This window comes from Pseudomonas sp. AB39(2026), from assembly GCF_059831485.1.
The window spans coordinates 3,281,894-3,300,543 of sequence record NZ_CP195212.1; the positions used below are offsets into that span (position 1 = coordinate 3,281,894).

Below are 18,650 nucleotides of genomic sequence, written 5' to 3' on the forward strand. Positions count from 1 at the left end.
AGTGTAGGATTTTTCTCCCGACCTTGTGGGACCTTTCCTACCACCAAGAGGATGCACTATGGACTCTAAGGATCAACCCGTGCCAGACCCTTCCACGCTGGGTGAAAGCGCGGACCAGGCACTGCAGCGTATTGTCGATGGCTTCCGGCACTTTCAACAGGAAGTGTTCCCGGAACAGGAAGCTTTGTTCAAGAAACTGGCCACCGCCCAGAAACCTCGTGCGATGTTTATTACCTGCGCCGATTCTCGCATCGTGCCTGAGCTGATTACCCACAGTTCCCCGGGTGACCTGTTTGTAACCCGCAACGTAGGTAACGTGGTACCGCCCTATGGGCAGATGAACGGTGGTGTGTCTACGGCACTTGAATACGCCGTAATGGCACTGGGTGTGCAGCACGTAATCATCTGTGGCCACTCCGACTGTGGCGCCATGCGTGCAGTGCTCAACCCCGATACGCTTGAGAACATGCCTACTGTAAAGGCCTGGTTACGCCACGCTGAAGTGGCCAAGACGGTTGTGCATGAGAACTGCAGTTGCACGACCGAAGCCGAAACCATGGCGGTGCTGACCGAAGAAAACGTCATTGCCCAACTGCAGCACCTGCGTACGCACCCTTCCGTCGCCGCAAAGATTGCCAGCGGCCAGTTGTTCATCCATGGCTGGGTGTACGACATCGAAACCAGCGGGATCAAAGCATACGACGCCGCCCAAGGCCGGTTCATGCCACTGGATGGCCCGCAACCCACGCCCAACGCAACGCCCAAGGGCCGTTATTGAGCTGGCTCAGCATTCGAAGGCCAAGCGAGCTACGTAACCCGTAGTTCCAGCTGTTTCCGTTTTAATAAAAATAATCAATAAACGGGTGTTATTTGCGTGCCAGGAACACAGGCAGCTTCAAGCGGCCTGTCGAGGGTGCGCGAACGGCCTGTTGCTACGGTTCGGCCATGGCCTGAAATGACTTCAGGAGAACGACATGGATATCTCGCAAATCAAGGCCGCAATTCCTCGTGAGCTAATGGCGTCGGTGGTGGTGTTCCTGGTGGCATTGCCACTGTGCATGGGCATCGCCATCGCATCAGGGGTCCCCCCTGCCAAAGGCTTGGTGACCGGTATCATTGGCGGCCTGGTAGTGGGGTTCCTTGCCGGTTCTCCTTTGCAGGTCAGTGGCCCAGCAGCAGGCCTGGCCGTGCTGGTCTTCGAACTGGTTCGCCAACATGGCCTGTCCATGCTGGGCCCGATTCTTTTGTTGGCAGGTGCACTGCAACTGATTGCCGGGCGGTTCAAGCTGGGTTGCTGGTTCCGGGTAACAGCACCTGCAGTGGTGTACGGCATGCTTGCAGGCATTGGCGTGCTGATCGTGCTTTCTCAAGCGCACGTGATGCTTGATCAAGCCCCGCAGCCCTCGGGCGTAAGCAACCTGCTTGGCTTCCCGGGCGCGGTCAGTGAAGCATTGCCCGTAATGGGCGGTGGGCTGGGGTGGCAGGCAGGGGCATTAGGCTTGCTGACCATTGCGATCATGTGGGGTTGGGAAAAGCTCCGCCCGGCACGGTTGCGTTTTGTACCTGGCGCGCTGCTAGGTGTGGCTACGGCCACTGTGTTAAGTGTGGCTTTAGCGCTGCAGGTCAAGCGTGTGGTAGTGCCTGCCAACCTCATGGATGCTATCGACCTGCTCAAGCCGGCAGACCTAATGGCCATGGCCGATCCTGCGCTGCTGATCGCCGCCGTGGCGCTCGCATTTATTGCCAGCGCTGAAACGCTATTGTCGGCAGCAGCGGTGGACCGCATGCACAATGGTGTGCGTTCGGATTTTGACCGTGAACTGTCTGCCCAAGGCGTTGGCAACATGCTATGCGGCTTGTTAGGCGCATTGCCAATGACGGGCGTGATCGTGCGCAGCTCGGCTAACGTGCAGGCGGGCGCCCAGACCCGAGCCTCGGCCATTCTCCATGGCGTGTGGTTGCTGGCATTCGTGGTGTTGCTCTCCAGCGTATTGCAGCAGATCCCTGTGGCGAGCCTTGCCGGGGTGTTGGTGTACACCGGCTTCAAACTTGTGGATCGGAAGGCCTTCAAGGGGCTGAGCCGTTACGGGCGCATGCCCATGTTGACCTATGCCGCCACGGCCTTGGCCATTGTATTCACTGATCTTTTGACAGGTGTGCTGCTGGGCTTTGCATTGACGCTGGTGATGCTTGCACTCAAGGCCGCGCGGCTGAAAATTGCAATAGTGCCTACAGGCGAGCGCCAGGTAGAGCTGAGGTTGGTTGGCGCGGCAACCTTCCTGAAGGTGCCAGCCCTCACTAAGGCGTTGGGTACGATCGAACCTGGGACAGAGGTCAATGTACCGCTGGGCGGGCTGAGCTACATCGATCACTCCTGCCTGGAGTTGCTTGAGGACTGGGGGCGCGCCAATGCCGCCAATGGCTCCCGATTGATCATCGAAAGCCGTGGGTTGAAGCGTCGGGTAGAGGGACGGTTGCGCACCTCTACCGAATTGAACGCACCGGCTTGAGGCCGCTTAGGGCATGTTGATTTCGATGCCCAACTGACGGGACAGGCAAGGCCAGCGTTTCCAGGCTGCGCCTGTCTCCGGGCTGGTAAGGCGGTCTTTATAGGCCTGGACAGCTTCATGTTCGAAGGCTTCTTCATTGAGCATTTGGTCTACGGAGTGGTGCACCACCTCGTCCAGCTCATTAGCAAAGGGCTCGCCGATCAGGTTATGAGCAATCAGGTTGGCCACCGTCGTATCCAGCGGGATCAAGGGTTGGGCGAAGTGGCGGATATATAGGTCGTTCACTTCCTCCACCAACCGATGGGCCAGGTAGGCCTCATCCAGCAAGCTGTCCAAGCCTTCATGCCCGGCCAGTATTTTCGGTGGCTGTATGAAGTATTCCAGCGCGATGTTCAAGACAGGCTGAATCTGGGCACTGATGCCGGCCTCCACCGCTACATTGGCCGCCGCGTCGATCAGGTCTGGCACCTGGTTAAGGTAAGCTTGGACAAAGCGATACAGGGTAGCTTCCGACTCCTGTGTAGCATCGCCCAAAGTAATAGAGGGGTGCAGGTCAGCACGACGACCATTCAGTAGCCGGGCCAGGTGGCCAGTCTGTGCCTCGTGGGCATGGGCCCGTTTGATCAGCTCGCGTAATGCGGCGGTATTCATGGTTTCTCCAGCAAATGCGTTACGCAAAGCCCCTACGATAGTCGCCGCTATGTCAGGGGTCAGATGAAATTCTCATAACCGCTCCCTGGTTATTTCGTCGAGTTACGTCAAAGCAGTGGTATGTCGTATTGGCTTGGCAGTCCTTGCCGGGAACGGTCAGATCCCATTACCGTATCCGCCTGTTTGAAAGAGCCCGAGTCATGACCCGAACTGAGATAACCGTCGCCGTGTTGATCATCATTGCTGCCTTGGGCACAGGCTGGATGATCGAAAAAGCCGTTACTGCCCGCGACCTGGACAATAACGCCAAACTGATGCAAGCCGGAATTATCCTATTGCAGCAAGGCCGCCCGATGCCCGCACTGCGCATGACCGACGAACAGGGCCAGCCAGTGGTGGTGAACGAACTCAAGGGCACGTGGAGCCTGTTGTTCTTCGGTTATACCTTCTGCCCAGACATCTGCCCTACGACCTTGGCCCAGCTGCGTGAAATAAAGCGCGCCTTGCCAGCAAAGAGTGCGGAGCGGTTACAGGTGTACCTGGTGAGTGTAGACCCCAATCGCGATACGCCAGCCCAACTGAAGGATTACCTCAGCTACTTTGACAAAAGCTTCAAAGGCCTTACCGCGCCCGAGGACATACTGGCCCAGTTCTCCACGGCTACCAGCATGCCTTACTTACCGGCTGATACCCGCCAGCCCAATTACACCGTGCAGCACGGCGGCAACCTGGCGATCATTGGGCCAGACGGGCAGTTGCGCGGGTTCATCCGCGCGCCCTTCGATACTCGCCTGCTGCTCAAGGCGCTACCTGACATGCTTGAGGGTAGCTGAACCGGCTTAAAATGCGGGTAGCACCGCACCCTTGTACTTTTCCAGAATGAATTGCTTGAGCTCAGGGCTATGCAACGCCGCTGCAAGTTTCTGCATGGCAGGCGTGTCCTTGTTGTCTTGGCGCGAGACCAGAATGTTCACGTAAGGCGAGTCGTTGCCTTCTATCACCAATGCATCGTGAGCCGGGTCCAGTTTAGCGTCCAGGGCATAGTTGGTATTGATCAGCGCCAGGTCCACTTGGGTCAGTACGCGCGGCAAGGTGGCCGCTTCCAATGCACGGATTTTGAGGTCCTTGGGGTTCTCGATAATGTCCTTTGGGGTCGCGAGGATATCCCGAGGGTTTTGCAATTTGATCAAGCCCGCTGCCTGCAGCAATAGCAACGCACGGCCGCCGTTGGTGGCATCGTTGGGAATCACAACATTAGCGCCACCTGGCAGTTCGTCTAGTTTTTTGTACTTGTTTGAATACGCCCCTAACGGCTCAAGGTGTACGCCGGTCACGGCCACCAGGTTGGTGCCCTTACCGTTATTGAACTCGTTCAGGTACGGCTGGTGCTGGAAGAAGTTGGCGTCCAGGCGCCCTTCCGCTACTTGAACGTTGGGCTGTACGTAGTCGGTGAATACTTTAACGTCCAAGTCCACACCCTCTGCTGCCAAGGCAGGCTTCACGAACTCGAGAATCTCGGCGTGGGGCACAGCGGTAGCGGCCACGGTAAGGGTGTCATTGGCCTGAGCGGCCAGGCTGAATACGGCAGCAAAGGCGACCAACAGTTTTTTCATGATGCAGCTCCTGTGCGCGACCAAGGTACGGCGCGCTACCACTCATTTACGGGAATAATGAACCACCAAGCGATCGCCAATGGTTTGCAGCACCTGCACCAGCACGATCAACAGCAGCACGGTGACAACCATCACGTTGGTCTGGAAGCGCTGGTAACCGAAACGGATGGCCAAGTCACCCAGCCCGCCAGCGCCTACTAGCCCGGCCATCGCGGTATAGGACACCAGCGTGATAGCAGTGACGGTAATAGCGGCAAAAATGCCAGGCCGTGCTTCAGGCAACAAGGCGTTGAGAATGATCTGCCATGTAGTGGCGCCCATGGATTGGGTAGCCTCGATGATGCCGCGGTCCACCTCTCGCAGCGCGGTTTCCACCAGCCGGGCAAAAAAGGGCGTGGCGCCGATGACCAGCGGCGGGATCGCCCCAGCGATGCCCAGTGACGTGCCGGTGATCAGGATGGTCAGCGGGATCATCACAATCAAAAGGATAATGAACGGCAAGGACCGCAACACGTTCACGACCAGCGATAGCAAGGCATAGACCTTGCGCTGCTCAAACAGTTGACGAGGGCTGCACAGGAACAGCAACACGCCCAGAGGCAACCCCAGCAGTACCGTGAACAGCAGGGAACCGCCCAGCATGAGCAACGTGTCTACAGTAGCCAGCCAGATGTCAGCCCAATCGATGTTAGCGAAGAATTCCATCAGCGCAGTACCTCCATATGAACGTCTGCCTGGGTGAAGCGAGCGAAGGCTGCGTCCATGTCACCCCCGGTAATGGCAAGGGTGAGCTGGCCGTAGGGCGCATCTTTGATACGGTCGATGCGGCCGGCCAGGATACTGTAGTCCACGCCTGTTTCACGGGCGACGGTGCCTAGCAGCGGCGCGTAGGTGGCATCGCCTTGGAAAGTCAGGCGCACGATGCGGCCTGGAACATGGGCAAAGTCGTTGCGCTGTTCGTTTTCATCGACCTGTTCGTCTTCCTGCACAAACCGTTTGGTGGTGGGGTGCGTCGGGTGCAGGAACACTTGGGCCACAGGGCCTTGCTCTACGATACGACCAGCATCCATGACGGCCACCTGGTCGCATACGCGACGTATTACATCCATTTCGTGAGTGATCAACACAATGGTGAGGTTCAGCTCACGGTTGATCTCGGCCAGCAGGCGCAGTACCGAAGCCGTGGTCTGAGGGTCCAGGGCGCTGGTAGCCTCGTCACATAGCAGTATCTTGGGTTCGGTCGACAAAGCACGGGCAATACCAACACGCTGCTTCTGCCCGCCAGACAGCTGGGCCGGGTATTTGCGCGCGTGTTCGCTCAAGCCCACCCGTGCCAGCAAGCTAGCGACCCGCTTATCGATATCGGCCGCCGATAGCTGGCCAGCCAGGCGTAACGGCAGTGCAACATTGTCTGCGACAGTCTTGGACGCCAGCAGGTTGAAGTGCTGGAAGATCATGCCCACTTGTTGGCGAAGTTGCCGAAGGCGGTCTGGGCGGTACGCGGTCACGTCCTCGCCATCAATGAGAATAGTGCCGCCACTGGGCTGCTCCAGGCGATTTATCAGCCGTAGCAATGTGCTTTTACCCGCGCCGGAATGGCCAATAAGGCCAAATACTTGGCCGGAAGGAATCACCAATCGGGTGGCATGAAGGGCGGGAATGTCCCGGCCAGCTACCCGGTAGGTCTTGTGGACGTCTTGAAACTCGATCACGGGTCACCTGCGTGCCACGCACCAAAGGTGCGCATGGGGGCGGTTGGCCAAAACCGCGTATTTTAGCCTGAGCATGGCGCCGGCTTCAGTATTTCTTTCGTAACCATTTGCCGCAGTGATGGACTGCATTTCAACGGAACGGTCACGCGCGTGGCGAGTCACTAACCAACGAGCCACCGTGACCACGACTGTTGCGTGCCCTGACCGGGCCGCTGCCTGCTAGGAGAAAAGCCAACATGGCAAACGAAACGAAAACGCCAAGCGAGATGGCAGGAACCGATACCCCAGACCGCGCCAATACCAATGAAAAACTTGAAGCGCTGGAAACTTTCCGCTCCGATGCCACAGGCCAGGCGCTACGCACCAACCACGGTGTGAAAATCAGCGACAACCAGAATACGCTGCGCGTGGGCGCGCGTGGCCCCTCGCTGCTTGAAGACTTCATCATGCGCGAGAAGATCACTCACTTCGACCATGAGCGCATCCCAGAGCGCATTGTGCATGCACGGGGCACAGCGGCCCACGGCTACTTTGAAACCTACGAAGACCATGGTGCGCTGTCCAAAGCCGGCTTCCTGCGCAACCCAGAGAAAAAGACGCCTGTATTCGTACGTTTTTCTACCGTACAAGGCCCTCGCGGTTCGGGCGACACCGTGCGCGATGTACGGGGTTTCGCGGTGAAGTTCTACACCGACGAAGGCAACTTCGACCTGGTGGGCAACAACATGCCTGTGTTCTTCATCCAGGACGCTTTCAAGTTCCCGGATTTCGTACACGCCGTGAAGCCAGAGCCGCACAACGAAATCCCAACAGGTGGCTCTGCACACGACACCTTCTGGGACTTCGTATCCTTAGTGCCCGAATCCGCGCACATGGTGGTCTGGGCAATGTCCGACCGGGCCATTCCGAAAAGCCTTCGCACCATGGAAGGCTTTGGTATCCACACCTTCCGCCTGATCAATACCGAAGGCAAAGCCGTCTTCGTCAAGTTCCACTGGAAGCCTGCCCAAGGCGTGTGCTCCCTGGTGTGGGACGAGGCCCAGAAGTTGGCAGGCAAGGACACTGACTACCACCGTCGGGACCTGTGGGAAGCTATCGAAATGGGCGACTACCCAGAATGGGAACTGGGCGTTCAGATCGTGCCGGAAGAAGACGAACACAAGTTTGACTTCGACCTGCTGGACCCAACCAAGATCATCCCGGAAGAACTGGTCCCTGTTACCCCACTGGGTAAAATGGTGCTCAACCGTAACCCGGACAACTACTTCGCTGAAACCGAGCAGGTTGCGTTCTGCCCGGGCCACATCGTGCCTGGCATCGATTTCACCAACGATCCCTTGCTGCAGGGCCGTCTGTTCTCCTACACCGATACTCAGATCAGCCGCCTGGGCGGGCCGAACTTCCATGAGATCCCGATCAACCGCCCCGTAGCCCCCAACCATAATGGCCAGCGTGACGGTATTCATCGCATGACCATCGACCGTGGTCGTGCCTCCTATGAGCCTAACTCCATTGACGGCGGCTGGCCGAAGGAAACCCCGGCAGCTGCGGAAAATGGCGGGTTCGAGACCTACCAGGAGCGCGTGGAAGGCCATAAGGTTCGCGAGCGCAGCGAATCGTTCGGCGACCACTTCTCCCAGGCACGGTTGTTCTTCCAGAGCATGAGCGAGCCTGAGAAAGAGCACATCATTGCCGCTTACAGCTTTGAGTTGGGCAAAGTGGAGCGTGAGTTCATTCGCGCCCGTCAGGTCAACGAGATCCTGGCCAATATCGACCTCACGCTGGCCAAGCGCGTTGCTGAAAACCTGGGCTTGCCCGCGCCGACAGCAGGTACTGTGGACGTGAAGGAGCAGACCCTCAAGGACTCTCCAGCACTGAGCCAGATGAACCTGCTGGTGGACAACATCAAAGGCCGCAAGGTCGCGGTGCTGGTAGCTGATGGGGTGGATGAAAAAGCTGTGGAGTCGGTGAAAGCTGCTCTGAAAGCTGAAGGTGCTCATGCCAAGGTGCTGGGGCCAACCTCTGCACCCGTCAAGACCGCCGGTGGTGCCACACTGCCTGTGGACGCGTCCATGGAAGGCTTGCCATCCATCGCCTTTGACGCGGTCTGGATTCCGGGTACTGACAAGTCAGTCAAGGCCATGAGCACCAATGGCGTGGCTTTGCACTACGTGCTGGAAGCTTACAAACACTTGAAAGCCATTGGTGTAAGCGACCAGGCCAAGGCCTTGATCGAGCAGTTGAAGCTGGAAGAGGACGCTGGCCTGCTGATCGGTGATGGCAAGGTGGCGGATTTCATTACTGCCATCAAGCAACACCGCGTGTGGGCTCGTGAGCCTAAGGCAAAGGCGATACCTGCCTGATGCCGGTTAACCGGTAGCTTGTAGAAAGGGACCTTCGGGTCCCTTTTCTATGGGCAAAGGTAACGTGCCGGCTGGGCTCAGCGCTTGGCCGGGCTGAGGATGACCATGGCGGGCTGGCGTTTCTCAAGGCGGTGGCTGAGCTTCCACTGCAAGCCTGGTGCACGCTGGGCGACACGCTTACGGAGCAAGGTTTCGAGCCATGGAATGTCGGCTTCCCGTGGGGCCTGCACAACAACATCGCATTGGAAGTTCACGATATCAGTTGTGAGGTCGTCCAGTTGTGCCCATAACTGCCGTTGGTTTCGCGTAGCCAGGGTGATGGGCGTACTGGCCGCATCAGGGTCGACTACCCGAGCGGCAGGCTTGGCTTCTGCCGCCCGCAATGCCGCTTCGGCCTTTTCCAGCTCAGCCTTGCGTGCCTGTGCAATAGCGCCATTTACCCCGCCGATCAGTGCCGGTGCCTGAGGCATCAATGAGCGCGCTCGTGCCAGCGCAGTGGCAGCAGCGTTCACGTCGCCTTTCTGCAACATGAGCTGGCTGCGCTTTAGGTAGGCCTCGGCCAGTTGCCGCTGAAGGTTCTCCAGCTGAGGATCATTGGGTGCCTGTGCTTGCAGGGCTGCAAGCTGAGCTTCGGCGGTCACCAGTTCGTTGCGGGTGATACTCTGCTGGAGCATGTCCGCCACGCTAGGCGGCGGCGGTTGAACAGGCGCACTCTGGCACCCGGCGAGCACCAGCGAAAACGTTGCAATCAGCAGACAACGACACGTAAAGGGCTGCATTGCGCCACTCTCTTTATGGGCAAAATCGAGCAAGTTTACACGCCCGATGCCTGCCGGAAAAAGCCCTGCGTGTACGCGCGTCTCATGTGCGCCTTGGCAAGGCATAACTGCACAGGAACAAAGCGCCTGCACACACTACGATCGAAGGCCCTGCTGGGGTGTCCTTGAACCAGGACATGGCCAGGCCTGCTCCCACGGCTATGATGCCAAGTAGGCTTGCACCCAAGGCCATCTGCTCGGGTGAGCGAGCATGGCGCTGTGCTGCAGCTGCAGGGATGATCAGCAGCGATGTAATAAGTAGCACCCCTACGATCTTCATGGCCACGGCAATTACGATAGCGATCAACAGCATCAATGCAAGCCGCAGCGGCGCTACCGGCAACCCTTCCACCTTTGCCAGTTCTTCGTGAACCGTGATGGCGATCAAGGGGCGCCACAACACGGCTAGCAACCCAAGTACCAATGCACTGCCGCCCAGAATCCAGTAAAGGTCTGTAGCGCTCATGGCCAGCAGGTCGCCGAACAGGTAACCCATCAGGTCGATGCGTACGTCACGCATGAAACTCAGTGCTACCAGGCCCAGTGAAAGGGTGGTAGGTGCCAGGATGCCCAGCAGGGTGTCCGAAGCCAGGGGCTGGCGCTGTTGCAAAGCCACCAGCACAAGGGCCAGTAGCAGGCAGCCTACCGTAACGGCCAGCGCAGGGCTCACATCCAGTGCAAGGCCCAGCGCCACCCCCAGCAGCGCCGCGTGGGACAGGGTGTCACCAAAGTAGGCCATGCGACGCCAGACCACAAAAGAACCTAAGGGGCCGGCTACCACGGCAAGCGCCAGGCCAGCAGCCAGGGCATAGATTAGAAAGTCATCCATGGTTGCAATGAGCCCCATGTTGGTGGGCCTGCCCCGCGACCACGTCCCCATGAAGCGTGTGGGCATGGTCGTGATGGTGATGGTAGATGGCAAGGCCGGGGGCATGCTCGCCAAACAATTCGATGAAGGCCGGGTCACCACTGACTTGCTCGGGATGGCCTGAGCAACAGACATGGTGATTCAGGCAGACCACCTGATCGGTCGTGCTCATGACCAGGTGCAGGTCGTGGGACACCATCAGCACGCCGCACCCGTATCGGTCCCGCAGCCGGGTGATAAGCCCATACAGTTCGGACTGCCCAGCCACGTCCACGCCTTGAACCGGCTCGTCCAGCACCAGCAGTTGCGGTTCTCGCAGCAGCGCACGTGCCAGCAGCACCCGCTGCATCTCGCCGCCAGAAATGGTTTGCACTGGCTTGTGGATCACCTGCGCAGCGCCGACTTCCTCAAGCGCAGCTTCTGCTTTGCTGCGACTTACGCCAGGTAGCAGGCGTAGAAAACGCAGGACTGACAGCGGCAGTGTGGGTTCCACGACCAGCTTTTGCGGCATGTAGCCGATACGCAGCCGGGGCTGACGCCATACCACACCGCTGGTGGGCTGCAATAACCCCAGCACGGCGCGCACCAGCGTGGTCTTGCCAGCCCCGTTGGGGCCAATCAGCGTTACGATTTCCCCAGGCCGCACCTGCAAATCGATACGCTCAAGCGTGGATTGGTCAGCGAAGGTGACGGATACCTGTTCCAGGCGGATAAGCGGGCTTGTCATCAGGCGGCCTTGCAGCTCGCGCACAGCCCAACAACCTCGACGGTCTGAGTTTCCACCGAGAAGCCTATGCCTGCGGCCCCTTGGTCGATCGCTTCGCTGATACCTGGGTTTTCCAGCTCCACGGCCACGTGGCAGGTACGGCAGATCAAGAACTGGCCCTGATGGCTATGCTCGGGATGGATACAGCCAATGAACGCGTTGAGCGAGGCAATCCGATGCACCAAGCCGTTATCGAGTAGGAAGTCTAGTGCTCGATACACAGTAGGCGGGGCAGCCTTGCGGCCATCCTGTTCGCTTAGTACACCCAGGATGTCATAAGCACCCAATGGCCTATGGCTTTGCCACACCAGTTCCAGCACCCGGCGCCGCAAGGCCGTCAGGCGCAGGCCTTTCTGTTCGCACAACACGTCCGCCTCTGCCAAGGCAGAATGGACACAGTGAGAATGGTCGTGAGGGCGGTTGGCTAGAGGCGTAATAAACATGAGCGGGGCACATCTGGTGGAGAGACGTTATTATGTTACCCCTTTCCGCGGCTAAAGGTGCCTACCGTGTCCCGTCTTTTTTCATTGCTACTGTGTAGTGCGCTAAGCCTGGGCTTCAGCGCTGCGGCCTGTGCAGACCTCAAGGTGCTCACCAGCATCAAGCCGTTGCAGCTTATCGCCGCCGCCATTCAGGACGGCGTAGGCACGCCGGACGTGCTGCTGCCGCCAGGGGCCTCGCCTCATAACTACGCATTGCGGCCCTCAGAGGTACGCCGCGTGGGCAGCGCAAACCTGCTGTACTGGATCGGCCCGGACCTTGAAGGTTTTCTACAGCGGCCACTGACTCAGCGCACCTTGCCCAGTGTGGCTGTACAGACGTTGCCAGGTCTGCATTTGCGCCATTTCGACGACCATGGGCAGGCCCATGACGAGGACAGCGACGAACACGACCACGATCACCGCCCCGGCTCACTGGATGCTCACCTATGGTTAGACCCAGCCAATGCCCAAGTGATTGCCACTAAAATGGCCACGGATTTCGCACAAGCCGACCCGGCCAACGCACAGCGTTATGAGCAGAACCTGGCCAGCTTCATCCAGCGCCTGGGCCAACTGGACACGCGTATCCGCCAGCGGCTGGCCGGCGTAGCGAATAAACCGTTTTTCGTATTTCACGAGGGGTTCGATTATTTTGAGCAGGCCTATGGGCTGAAGCACGCCGGTGTATTCACAGTAGGCGCCGAGGTGCAGCCAGGGGCCGCGCATGTGGCAGCCATGCGGGCGCGGCTGGCTGAAGCGGGTAAGAGCTGTGTGTTCAGCGAGCCGCCCGCACGGCCACGGCTGGCAGATACGCTGACGGCTGGCCTGCCGGTTCGCCTGGCAGAGCTGGATGCACTGGGCGGTTTCGACGAGGCCACCCCTCAAGGCTATGAGCATTTGCTCGAACGGCTTGCAGACGGCCTTGCTGGGTGCCTTGAAGCGCTCTAGAGCGCAAACGGCAGCATCTGCGTGACCTGCTGACGTTGTGCAAGGCGGTGCTCGAACTCGGCAGGGTCATGAATCAGCACGTCACGGCCAGCGAAGGACTGTGCAGCGATCAGCCGGGACAGCCAGAACCGTACGCAAGCAATGCGCAGCATCACTGGCCATAGCTGCACCTCGGTCGGGGTAAAGCGCCGCTGGCGCGCATAACCGCCAAGCAACGCATTGGCCAATGCAGGCTGGAGGTGGCCATCGGCAGTGGAGCACCAGTCGTTCACGCTGATGGCCACGTCATACAGCATCGGGCCTGCGCTGGCATTGTAGAAGTCGATCACGCCGGTCAGGTGCGTACCCTCGAACATAGCGTTATCTCGGAACAGGTCGCCGTGCAGGTTGGCCATGGGCAGCGCCAGTATGGCTTCACGGTGCTCGCGAATGTCGGCCAATGTTCCTTTCAACAGGTTGGCCTGGTCGGCCGCCATACCCTGCATCAGTCGCTCACCTTCGTTAAGCATCCAGGTCATGCCCCTGTCCGTACGCCGGTGCAGGATGCGGTCACGCGTGGCCACATGAAGGTGGGCCAGGAAACCACCCAGCTCCGTACAGTGCTGGGCGTTGGGCGTGCCGATATGCTTGCCGGCCAGGCGTGGCTGCAACAGGGCCGGCTTGCCGGCGAGTTCGCGCAGGGCGACGCCATCCTTGCCTGCAATGGCAAAGGGCACCGGCAATTCGGCCTGGTGCAGCACTTCGAGCAGTTCCACAAAGAAAGGCAAGTCCTGAGTGGGGCCGCGCTCGACCAAGGTCAATACGAACTCACCTTGCTCCAGGCTTACGAAAAAGTTGCTGTTCTCGGTGCCGGCGGCAATGCCTTGGAAGTCTCGCAGCCGGCCCAGGTCGTAGGCTTCAAGGAAGGTTTCCAGTTGTGGGCGCGACAGGGGAGTAAACACAGACATGGGTCAAGGCCTAAGGGTTAAACAAGCGCGGGCCAGTCTACCACTTGAAGATTTCCCATTGGGGAATGAGCATGTCGGGCTGGTCCGAGCGGATAAAGTTGGGGCTGGTGCCATCAGCACGCACCAGGAAGTAGGGCTTGCCGTGCTTGGGGGTGACTTTTACCGCATACAGAAAGCCATTCTGGCGATATTCCTGGATCGTTTTGTCGCCGTCCTGGCGGATGGTGACATCCGGGTCTGCCGAGGGCGCGTCATCAGCCGCCATGGCGGCCAATGGCGTGGCGATGAGTAGGGTAGCGAGCATCAGGCGTTTGAGCGAGCACATGATAACCTTGTCCTTTTGTGGTCCATAGTGTCGGTATTCTAGCCCCGGCCCTGTTCAAATAGGTTGATTCTGCTCATGAGCCAAGCGCCTCTCGTTCTGGTGGACGGTTCGTCCTACCTCTACCGCGCCTTTCACGCCCTGCCACCGCTGACGACCTCCAAAGGGTTGCCCACAGGCGCGGTAAAGGGCGTGCTGAATATGCTGCGTAGCTTGCGCAGGCAATACCCCGAAAGCCCCTTCGCAGTCGTGTTCGACGCCAAGGGCGGCACCTTTCGGGATGAGCTGTTCGCCGAGTACAAGGCCAACCGCCCGAAAATGCCTGATGACCTGCGCGTACAGGTAGAGCCCTTGCACGCTTCAGTGCAGGCCAGTGGCTACCCGTTGCTGTGTGTGGAGGGGGTGGAAGCTGACGATGTGATCGGCACCCTTGCCCGTATCAGCGCTGCCCAAGGGCGCCCAGTGGTAATTTCTACCGGCGATAAGGACATGGCGCAGTTGGTAGATGGCCATATCACCTTGGTAAACACCATGACCGGAACGGTGCTGGATATTCCAGGCGTGCGAGAAAAATTCGGCGTGGGCCCGGAGCACATCATCGACTTTCTGGCCTTGATGGGCGACAAGGTAGATAACATCCCAGGCGTACCAGGGGTGGGTGAAAAAACCGCCCAAGGCCTGCTGTTGGGCATTGGTGGTGGCCTGGCTGAGCTGTATGCGAACCTGGACAAAGTCCCGGCCTTGCCTATCCGTGGCGCCAAGTCACTGCCTGCCAAGCTTGAAGAGCACCGCGACATGGCCTTCCTGTCCTACGAGCTGGCCACCATCAAGACTGATGTGGTGCTGGACGTGGTGGTGGATGAATTGATGTGTGGAGAGCCGGACAGGGAAATGCTGGCGGCACTGTACTCGGAGCTGGAGTTCAAGGGATGGCTGGATGAACTCAAGCGTGAGACGGCGGCGACCCATGCGCCACTGGACGTACCCCCGGCCGCGCCCAAGGTTGAGCCTAAGTACGACATTGTTCTGGAGCAGGCACAGTTCGAACAGTGGCTGGAAAAGCTGCGTACGGCTGAACTGTTCGCATTCGATACCGAGACCACCAGCCTGGATGCTCAACAGGCTTCGCTGGTGGGGTTGTCCTTTGCAGTAAGCCCTCATGAAGCGGCCTACATACCGCTGACGCACACTTATATGGGGGCGCCGCCCCAATTGGACCGCGATACGGTACTGCGTGCGCTCAAGCCGCTGCTTGAGAACCCTGAAAAAGCCAAAGTGGCCCAGAACGCCAAGTACGACCTGAACATCCTGGCCAACTGCGCCATTGGTGGCGACCTTAACGAAGGCATCATTGTACAAGGCGTGGCCTTTGACACCATGCTCGAATCCTACGTGCTGGACTCCACGGCTACCCGACATGACATGGACAGCCTGGCGGTAAAGTACCTTGGCCACCAGACCATTCTGTTCACAGATGTAGCGGGCAAAGGCGCCAAGCAGGTCACCTTCGATCAGGTCCCGCTGGAGCAGGCGGGGCCTTACGCTGCCGAAGATGCGGACGTGACACTGCGTCTGCACCATGCGCTCTCGGCGCGGTTGGCTGCGGTACCCACCGTAGAGAGCGTGCTGCACACTATTGAAATGCCACTGGTGCCCGTACTTGCACGTATGGAGCGGACTGGCGCACTGGTAGATGCAAAACTGCTTGGTATTCAGAGTGTCGAGCTAGGTGAAAAGCTGCTTACGCTGGAGCAAGAGGCGTACACCATCGCAGGTGAAACCTTCAACCTGGGCTCTCCCAAGCAGCTAGGCGTGATTCTCTACGAAAAGCTTGGCTTGCCCATCATCAGCAAAACTGCAAAAGGCCAGGCCTCAACGGCCGAAGCGGTGCTGGCCGAGCTGGCCGAACAGGATTACCCGCTCCCCAAGGTGTTGATGCAGTACCGGACGCTGAGCAAGCTTAAAAGCACCTACACAGACAAGCTGCCCGACCAGATCAACCCTCGTACCGGTCGCATCCATACGTCGTATCAACAAGCCGTGGCGGCCACCGGCCGGTTGTCGTCCAGCGATCCCAACCTGCAGAACATCCCGATTCGTACCGCCGAAGGCCGCCGCATCCGCCAGGCCTTCGTACCTGCGCCTGGCTATAAGCTTCTGGCGGCGGACTATTCACAAGTTGAACTGCGGATCATGGCGCACCTGGCCCGGGACGAGGGCTTGCTGCATGCCTTCCAGAACGACCTGGATGTGCACAGGGCCACGGCAGCCGAAGTTTTCGGTGTGGAGGTATCAGCTGTCACTGTCGACCAACGCCGCAGTGCCAAGGCTATCAACTTTGGCTTGATCTACGGCATGAGTGCCTTTGGGCTGGCCAAGCAGATTGGCGTAGACCGCAAGCAGGCGCAGGAATACATCGACCGCTATTTCACGCGCTACCCTGGCGTTCTAGGGTACATGGAGCGCACGCGGGCGCAGGCGGCTGAAAAAGGCTATGTGGAAACCTTGTTTGGCCGCCGCCTGTATGTGCCAGACATCAATGCCAAGAACCCAAGCCTGCGCCGCGGTGCAGAGCGTGCTGCCATTAACGCGCCACTGCAAGGCACGTCGGCCGACATCGTGAAGCGCGCCATGGTAGCGGTGGACAATTGGCTGATGGATAGCGGATTGGATGCCCGCATGATTCTGCAGGTGCACGATGAACTGGTACTTGAAGTACGTGAGGATCTGGTTGACGTGGTACGTGAGCAGATCCAACCCCATATGGCCGGTGCTGCCGAGCTGGAGGTGCCGCTGCTGGTAGAGGTAGGCGTAGGCGATAACTGGGACCAGGCCCACTGATTCAGTTTATGAAACCTTGCCGCATTTGCGATTGATTAGCATCGGCAAGGAACTAACGCTGTGAATTTCAGCTCTGAGGGTGTGAATGGCTGCGAAGCCGTTCAGCTCCTATGTTGTGTTAAGTGTTGGCAGATATCCGGCCCGCCCCGGCGGCCCGGAGCTTGGACCCCGAACTTCACCCTCCCCATACGAAGTCCGGGGTTTTTTTTGCCTGCGCAAAAGTGCTACCAAGTGCCAGCCCTGGAACAGGTTTGCCTGCCCCAGCGTTACGCCTGCACAGCGTCGGTGGGGTCTTCCGGCATCAGGTCCAGCCAGGTCGCCAGCACTTCATAGGCTTCGTCCAGGCCGCTGCGCTTGGGAGCCGAGAACAGTTGGATGGTGACACTGTTGCCCCAACCCTTTCGGATCTCGGTCTGTACCTTGAGCAAGGTGCCCTTGGCTGCGCCATAGGTCAGCTTGTCGGCTTTGGTCAGCAGGATGTGCATAGGCATGCCACTGGCCACGGACCAGTCCAGCATCATCTTGTCGAAGTCAGTCATGGGATGCCTAACGTCCATCAGCAAAATAATGCCCTTGAGGCTTTCCCGGCTGCCCAGGTATTTCTCCAAGTGCTTCTGCCAGTGCTGCTTCAGGGGGATGGGCACCTTGGCATAACCATAGCCAGGGAGGTCCACAAGGCGTCGGCTGTCATCCAGGCTAAAAAAGTTCAGCAGCTGGGTACGACCCGGTGTCTTGGATGTGCGTGCCAGGCTGGCATGGGTGAGCGTATTAAGCGCACTGGACTTGCCGGCGTTGGACCGGCCAGCAAAGGCGACTTCGAAGCCCTGGTCTTCGGGGCATTGGTCGACCTTGGCAGCGCTAAGCATGAAGGACGATTGCTGGCACAGGCCAAGCACGGGGTTTTTGAACGACATTGGAATCCTGAGGGCACGGAGGCCGTGGCACGATGGGCGGCAGTATATCGGTTTGGCCACGTGGCTGTCGTTGCTGTGCGACAGGCTTCCATTTTACAAATGCAAATGTATTGTTACTTGCCATGCCAGCCTTGGCCATGTATTGAAGGCCATCCCTTAAACGCTCAGGAGTTAACCATGCGTAATCTGTTCATCGGCGCGGTAATGGCGCTGGCCAGCCTGTTCGGCGTCGCCGCCCACGCAGATGACACCCCGGCTGAAAAATACACCGTACTCACCAGCCCGGTACCCGTCTCCGAGCCAGGCAAGATCGAAGTGGTAGAGCTGTTCTGGTACGGCTGCCCGCATTGCTATGCCTTCGAACCTACTATCAACCCGTGGATCGAAAAGCTGCCCGCGGACGTTCACTTTGTACGTATTCCTGCCATGTTCGGCGGCATCTGGGACGTCCATGGCCAAATGTTCCTGACCCTCGAAGCCATGGGTGTGGAGCACAAGGTTCACACCGCTGTGTTCGATGCCATCCATAAGGAACACAAGATGTTCAAGACGCCGGAGGAGATGGCTGACTTCGTAGCCACCCAGGGCGTGGACAAGGCCAAATTCCTGGAAACCTACAAATCCTTCGCAGTGGCCGGCATGGTCAAGAAAGACAAAGACTTGGCTGTGGCGTACGGCGTAACAGGTGTTCCGACCATGATCGTCAACGGCAAGTACCGGTTCGACCTCGGTTCGTCGGGCGGCCCTGAAGAAGCGCTCAAGCTGGCCGATACCTTGATCGAGAAAGAGCGTGCGGCCAAGGGTGCCGGCCAATAATCCCACCGTAGTGCCTCTCTCGCACCCTTGCCAGGCAAGGGTGCACTTGCCTTGTTCAGTTTCTGCGCGCCGGCTTGTT

Annotated in this window: 18 protein-coding genes; 7 read left to right on the forward strand and 11 right to left on the reverse strand. The window is 58.8% G+C overall.

Annotated features, from left to right (window positions below):
* Nucleotides 1-58: 58 nt before the first annotated feature.
* Nucleotides 59-778 (forward strand): carbonic anhydrase, encoded by a 720-nt coding sequence (locus ACSAMW_RS15205; RefSeq protein ID WP_500590989.1) that lies wholly within the window; start codon nucleotides 59-61, stop codon nucleotides 776-778.
* Nucleotides 779-974: 196 nt separating this feature from the next.
* Entirely contained in the window at nucleotides 975-2,510 is a 1,536-nt protein-coding gene (locus ACSAMW_RS15210) for a SulP family inorganic anion transporter (protein WP_500590990.1), read from the forward strand.
* Nucleotides 2,511-2,516: 6 nt separating this feature from the next.
* On the opposite strand, the gene ACSAMW_RS15215 is transcribed toward ACSAMW_RS15210, so the two are convergent.
* Complete coding sequence (locus ACSAMW_RS15215) at nucleotides 2,517-3,161, reverse strand: hypothetical protein (protein WP_500590991.1); 645 nt, start codon at nucleotides 3,159-3,161, stop codon at nucleotides 2,517-2,519.
* Nucleotides 3,162-3,361: 200 nt separating this feature from the next.
* Here ACSAMW_RS15215 and ACSAMW_RS15220 point away from each other — a divergent pair, with 200 nt between their 5' ends.
* Nucleotides 3,362-3,994: an SCO family protein gene (locus ACSAMW_RS15220; RefSeq protein ID WP_500590992.1), complete on the forward strand. Its 633-nt coding sequence runs from the start codon at nucleotides 3,362-3,364 to the stop codon at nucleotides 3,992-3,994.
* 6 nt (nucleotides 3,995-4,000) lie between these two features.
* Here the strand turns inward: ACSAMW_RS15220 and ACSAMW_RS15225 are convergent, their stop codons facing one another.
* From ACSAMW_RS15225 to ACSAMW_RS15235, 3 genes are read right to left on the reverse strand one after another with little or no spacing between them, the layout of a single operon-like run.
* Complete coding sequence (locus ACSAMW_RS15225; RefSeq protein ID WP_500590993.1) at nucleotides 4,001-4,774, reverse strand: MetQ/NlpA family ABC transporter substrate-binding protein; 774 nt, start codon at nucleotides 4,772-4,774, stop codon at nucleotides 4,001-4,003.
* A 42-nt stretch (nucleotides 4,775-4,816) separates the two neighbouring features.
* Nucleotides 4,817-5,479, reverse strand: coding sequence for a methionine ABC transporter permease (locus ACSAMW_RS15230; RefSeq protein ID WP_168085552.1), 663 nt, complete (start codon nucleotides 5,477-5,479; stop codon nucleotides 4,817-4,819).
* Nucleotides 5,479-6,486: a methionine ABC transporter ATP-binding protein gene (locus ACSAMW_RS15235; protein WP_500590994.1), complete on the reverse strand. Its 1,008-nt coding sequence runs from the start codon at nucleotides 6,484-6,486 to the stop codon at nucleotides 5,479-5,481. The genes ACSAMW_RS15230 and ACSAMW_RS15235 overlap by 1 nt, the downstream gene beginning before the upstream one ends.
* Nucleotides 6,487-6,722: 236 nt before the next feature.
* Here ACSAMW_RS15235 and katE point away from each other — a divergent pair, with 236 nt between their 5' ends.
* Nucleotides 6,723-8,849 carry a catalase HPII gene (katE, locus tag ACSAMW_RS15240; protein ID WP_500590995.1) on the forward strand — a complete coding sequence of 709 codons (2,127 nt, stop codon included), beginning with the start codon at nucleotides 6,723-6,725 and terminating at the stop codon, nucleotides 8,847-8,849.
* A gap of 77 nt (nucleotides 8,850-8,926) precedes the next feature.
* Here katE and ACSAMW_RS15245 read toward each other — a convergent pair whose 3' ends face one another.
* The 4 genes from ACSAMW_RS15245 to ACSAMW_RS15260 all read right to left on the reverse strand — a co-directional run bounded on the left by ACSAMW_RS15245 (nucleotide 8,927) and on the right by ACSAMW_RS15260 (nucleotide 11,744).
* Nucleotides 8,927-9,628: a PA5502 family lipoprotein gene (locus tag ACSAMW_RS15245; RefSeq protein ID WP_500590996.1), complete on the reverse strand. Its 702-nt coding sequence runs from the start codon at nucleotides 9,626-9,628 to the stop codon at nucleotides 8,927-8,929.
* Nucleotides 9,629-9,710: 82 nt separating this feature from the next.
* Complete coding sequence (znuB, locus tag ACSAMW_RS15250; protein WP_500590997.1) at nucleotides 9,711-10,496, reverse strand: zinc ABC transporter permease subunit ZnuB; 786 nt, start codon at nucleotides 10,494-10,496, stop codon at nucleotides 9,711-9,713.
* Nucleotides 10,489-11,262 (reverse strand): zinc ABC transporter ATP-binding protein ZnuC, encoded by a 774-nt coding sequence (znuC, locus tag ACSAMW_RS15255; protein WP_500590998.1) that lies wholly within the window; start codon nucleotides 11,260-11,262, stop codon nucleotides 10,489-10,491. The genes znuB and znuC overlap by 8 nt, the downstream gene beginning before the upstream one ends.
* On the reverse strand, nucleotides 11,262-11,744 hold the full coding sequence (locus ACSAMW_RS15260; RefSeq protein WP_168085557.1) for a Fur family transcriptional regulator: 483 nt from the start codon (nucleotides 11,742-11,744) through the stop codon (nucleotides 11,262-11,264). The genes znuC and ACSAMW_RS15260 overlap by 1 nt, the downstream gene beginning before the upstream one ends.
* A gap of 66 nt (nucleotides 11,745-11,810) precedes the next feature.
* Here ACSAMW_RS15260 and ACSAMW_RS15265 point away from each other — a divergent pair, with 66 nt between their 5' ends.
* Nucleotides 11,811-12,731, forward strand: coding sequence for a zinc ABC transporter substrate-binding protein (locus tag ACSAMW_RS15265; RefSeq protein WP_500590999.1), 921 nt, complete (start codon nucleotides 11,811-11,813; stop codon nucleotides 12,729-12,731).
* On the opposite strand, the gene ACSAMW_RS15270 is transcribed toward ACSAMW_RS15265, so the two are convergent.
* Together ACSAMW_RS15270 and ACSAMW_RS15275 are read right to left on the reverse strand one after the other, a co-directional pair.
* Nucleotides 12,728-13,678, reverse strand: coding sequence for a homoserine kinase (locus ACSAMW_RS15270; protein ID WP_500591000.1), 951 nt, complete (start codon nucleotides 13,676-13,678; stop codon nucleotides 12,728-12,730). The two genes, ACSAMW_RS15265 and ACSAMW_RS15270, sit on opposite strands and share 4 nt — an antisense overlap.
* 37 nt (nucleotides 13,679-13,715) lie before the next feature.
* Nucleotides 13,716-14,003 carry a DUF2782 domain-containing protein gene (locus ACSAMW_RS15275; RefSeq protein WP_500591001.1) on the reverse strand — a complete coding sequence of 96 codons (288 nt, stop codon included), beginning with the start codon at nucleotides 14,001-14,003 and terminating at the stop codon, nucleotides 13,716-13,718.
* Between the two features lie 75 nt (nucleotides 14,004-14,078).
* Here ACSAMW_RS15275 and polA point away from each other — a divergent pair, with 75 nt between their 5' ends.
* On the forward strand, nucleotides 14,079-16,841 hold the full coding sequence (gene polA, locus ACSAMW_RS15280) for a DNA polymerase I (RefSeq protein ID WP_500591002.1): 2,763 nt from the start codon (nucleotides 14,079-14,081) through the stop codon (nucleotides 16,839-16,841).
* 266 nt (nucleotides 16,842-17,107) lie between these two features.
* On the opposite strand, the gene yihA is transcribed toward polA, so the two are convergent.
* On the reverse strand, nucleotides 17,108-17,755 hold the full coding sequence (yihA, locus tag ACSAMW_RS15285; RefSeq protein ID WP_500591003.1) for a ribosome biogenesis GTP-binding protein YihA/YsxC: 648 nt from the start codon (nucleotides 17,753-17,755) through the stop codon (nucleotides 17,108-17,110).
* A 177-nt stretch (nucleotides 17,756-17,932) separates the two neighbouring features.
* On the opposite strand from yihA, the gene ACSAMW_RS15290 reads away from it, so the two are divergent.
* A complete protein-coding gene (locus ACSAMW_RS15290; protein WP_500591004.1) occupies nucleotides 17,933-18,571 on the forward strand; it encodes a thiol:disulfide interchange protein DsbA/DsbL in 639 nt (212 codons plus the stop codon).
* Nucleotides 18,572-18,650: the final 79 nt, after the last annotated feature.

What these genes read in the sequence shown, in the direction of transcription:
- ACSAMW_RS15210 (WP_500590990.1), top strand. Translation starts at nt 975, where the DNA reads ATGGATATCTCGCAAATCAAGGCCGCAATTCCTCGTGAGCTAATGGCG.
- ACSAMW_RS15205 (WP_500590989.1), top strand. Translation starts at nt 59, where the DNA reads ATGGACTCTAAGGATCAACCCGTGCCAGACCCTTCCACGCTGGGTGAA.
- ACSAMW_RS15290 (WP_500591004.1), top strand. Translation starts at nt 17,933, where the DNA reads ATGCGTAATCTGTTCATCGGCGCGGTAATGGCGCTGGCCAGCCTGTTC.
- ACSAMW_RS15245 (WP_500590996.1), bottom strand. Translation starts at nt 9,628, where the DNA reads ATGCAGCCCTTTACGTGTCGTTGTCTGCTGATTGCAACGTTTTCGCTG.
- ACSAMW_RS15260 (WP_168085557.1), bottom strand. Translation starts at nt 11,744, where the DNA reads ATGTTTATTACGCCTCTAGCCAACCGCCCTCACGACCATTCTCACTGT.
- yihA (WP_500591003.1), bottom strand. Translation starts at nt 17,755, where the DNA reads ATGTCGTTCAAAAACCCCGTGCTTGGCCTGTGCCAGCAATCGTCCTTC.
- katE (WP_500590995.1), top strand. Translation starts at nt 6,723, where the DNA reads ATGGCAAACGAAACGAAAACGCCAAGCGAGATGGCAGGAACCGATACC.
- ACSAMW_RS15225 (WP_500590993.1), bottom strand. Translation starts at nt 4,774, where the DNA reads ATGAAAAAACTGTTGGTCGCCTTTGCTGCCGTATTCAGCCTGGCCGCT.
- znuC (WP_500590998.1), bottom strand. Translation starts at nt 11,262, where the DNA reads ATGACAAGCCCGCTTATCCGCCTGGAACAGGTATCCGTCACCTTCGCT.
- ACSAMW_RS15220 (WP_500590992.1), top strand. Translation starts at nt 3,362, where the DNA reads ATGACCCGAACTGAGATAACCGTCGCCGTGTTGATCATCATTGCTGCC.
- ACSAMW_RS15275 (WP_500591001.1), bottom strand. Translation starts at nt 14,003, where the DNA reads ATGTGCTCGCTCAAACGCCTGATGCTCGCTACCCTACTCATCGCCACG.
- ACSAMW_RS15230 (WP_168085552.1), bottom strand. Translation starts at nt 5,479, where the DNA reads ATGGAATTCTTCGCTAACATCGATTGGGCTGACATCTGGCTGGCTACT.
- ACSAMW_RS15215 (WP_500590991.1), bottom strand. Translation starts at nt 3,161, where the DNA reads ATGAATACCGCCGCATTACGCGAGCTGATCAAACGGGCCCATGCCCAC.
- ACSAMW_RS15270 (WP_500591000.1), bottom strand. Translation starts at nt 13,678, where the DNA reads ATGTCTGTGTTTACTCCCCTGTCGCGCCCACAACTGGAAACCTTCCTT.
- znuB (WP_500590997.1), bottom strand. Translation starts at nt 10,496, where the DNA reads ATGGATGACTTTCTAATCTATGCCCTGGCTGCTGGCCTGGCGCTTGCC.
- polA (WP_500591002.1), top strand. Translation starts at nt 14,079, where the DNA reads ATGAGCCAAGCGCCTCTCGTTCTGGTGGACGGTTCGTCCTACCTCTAC.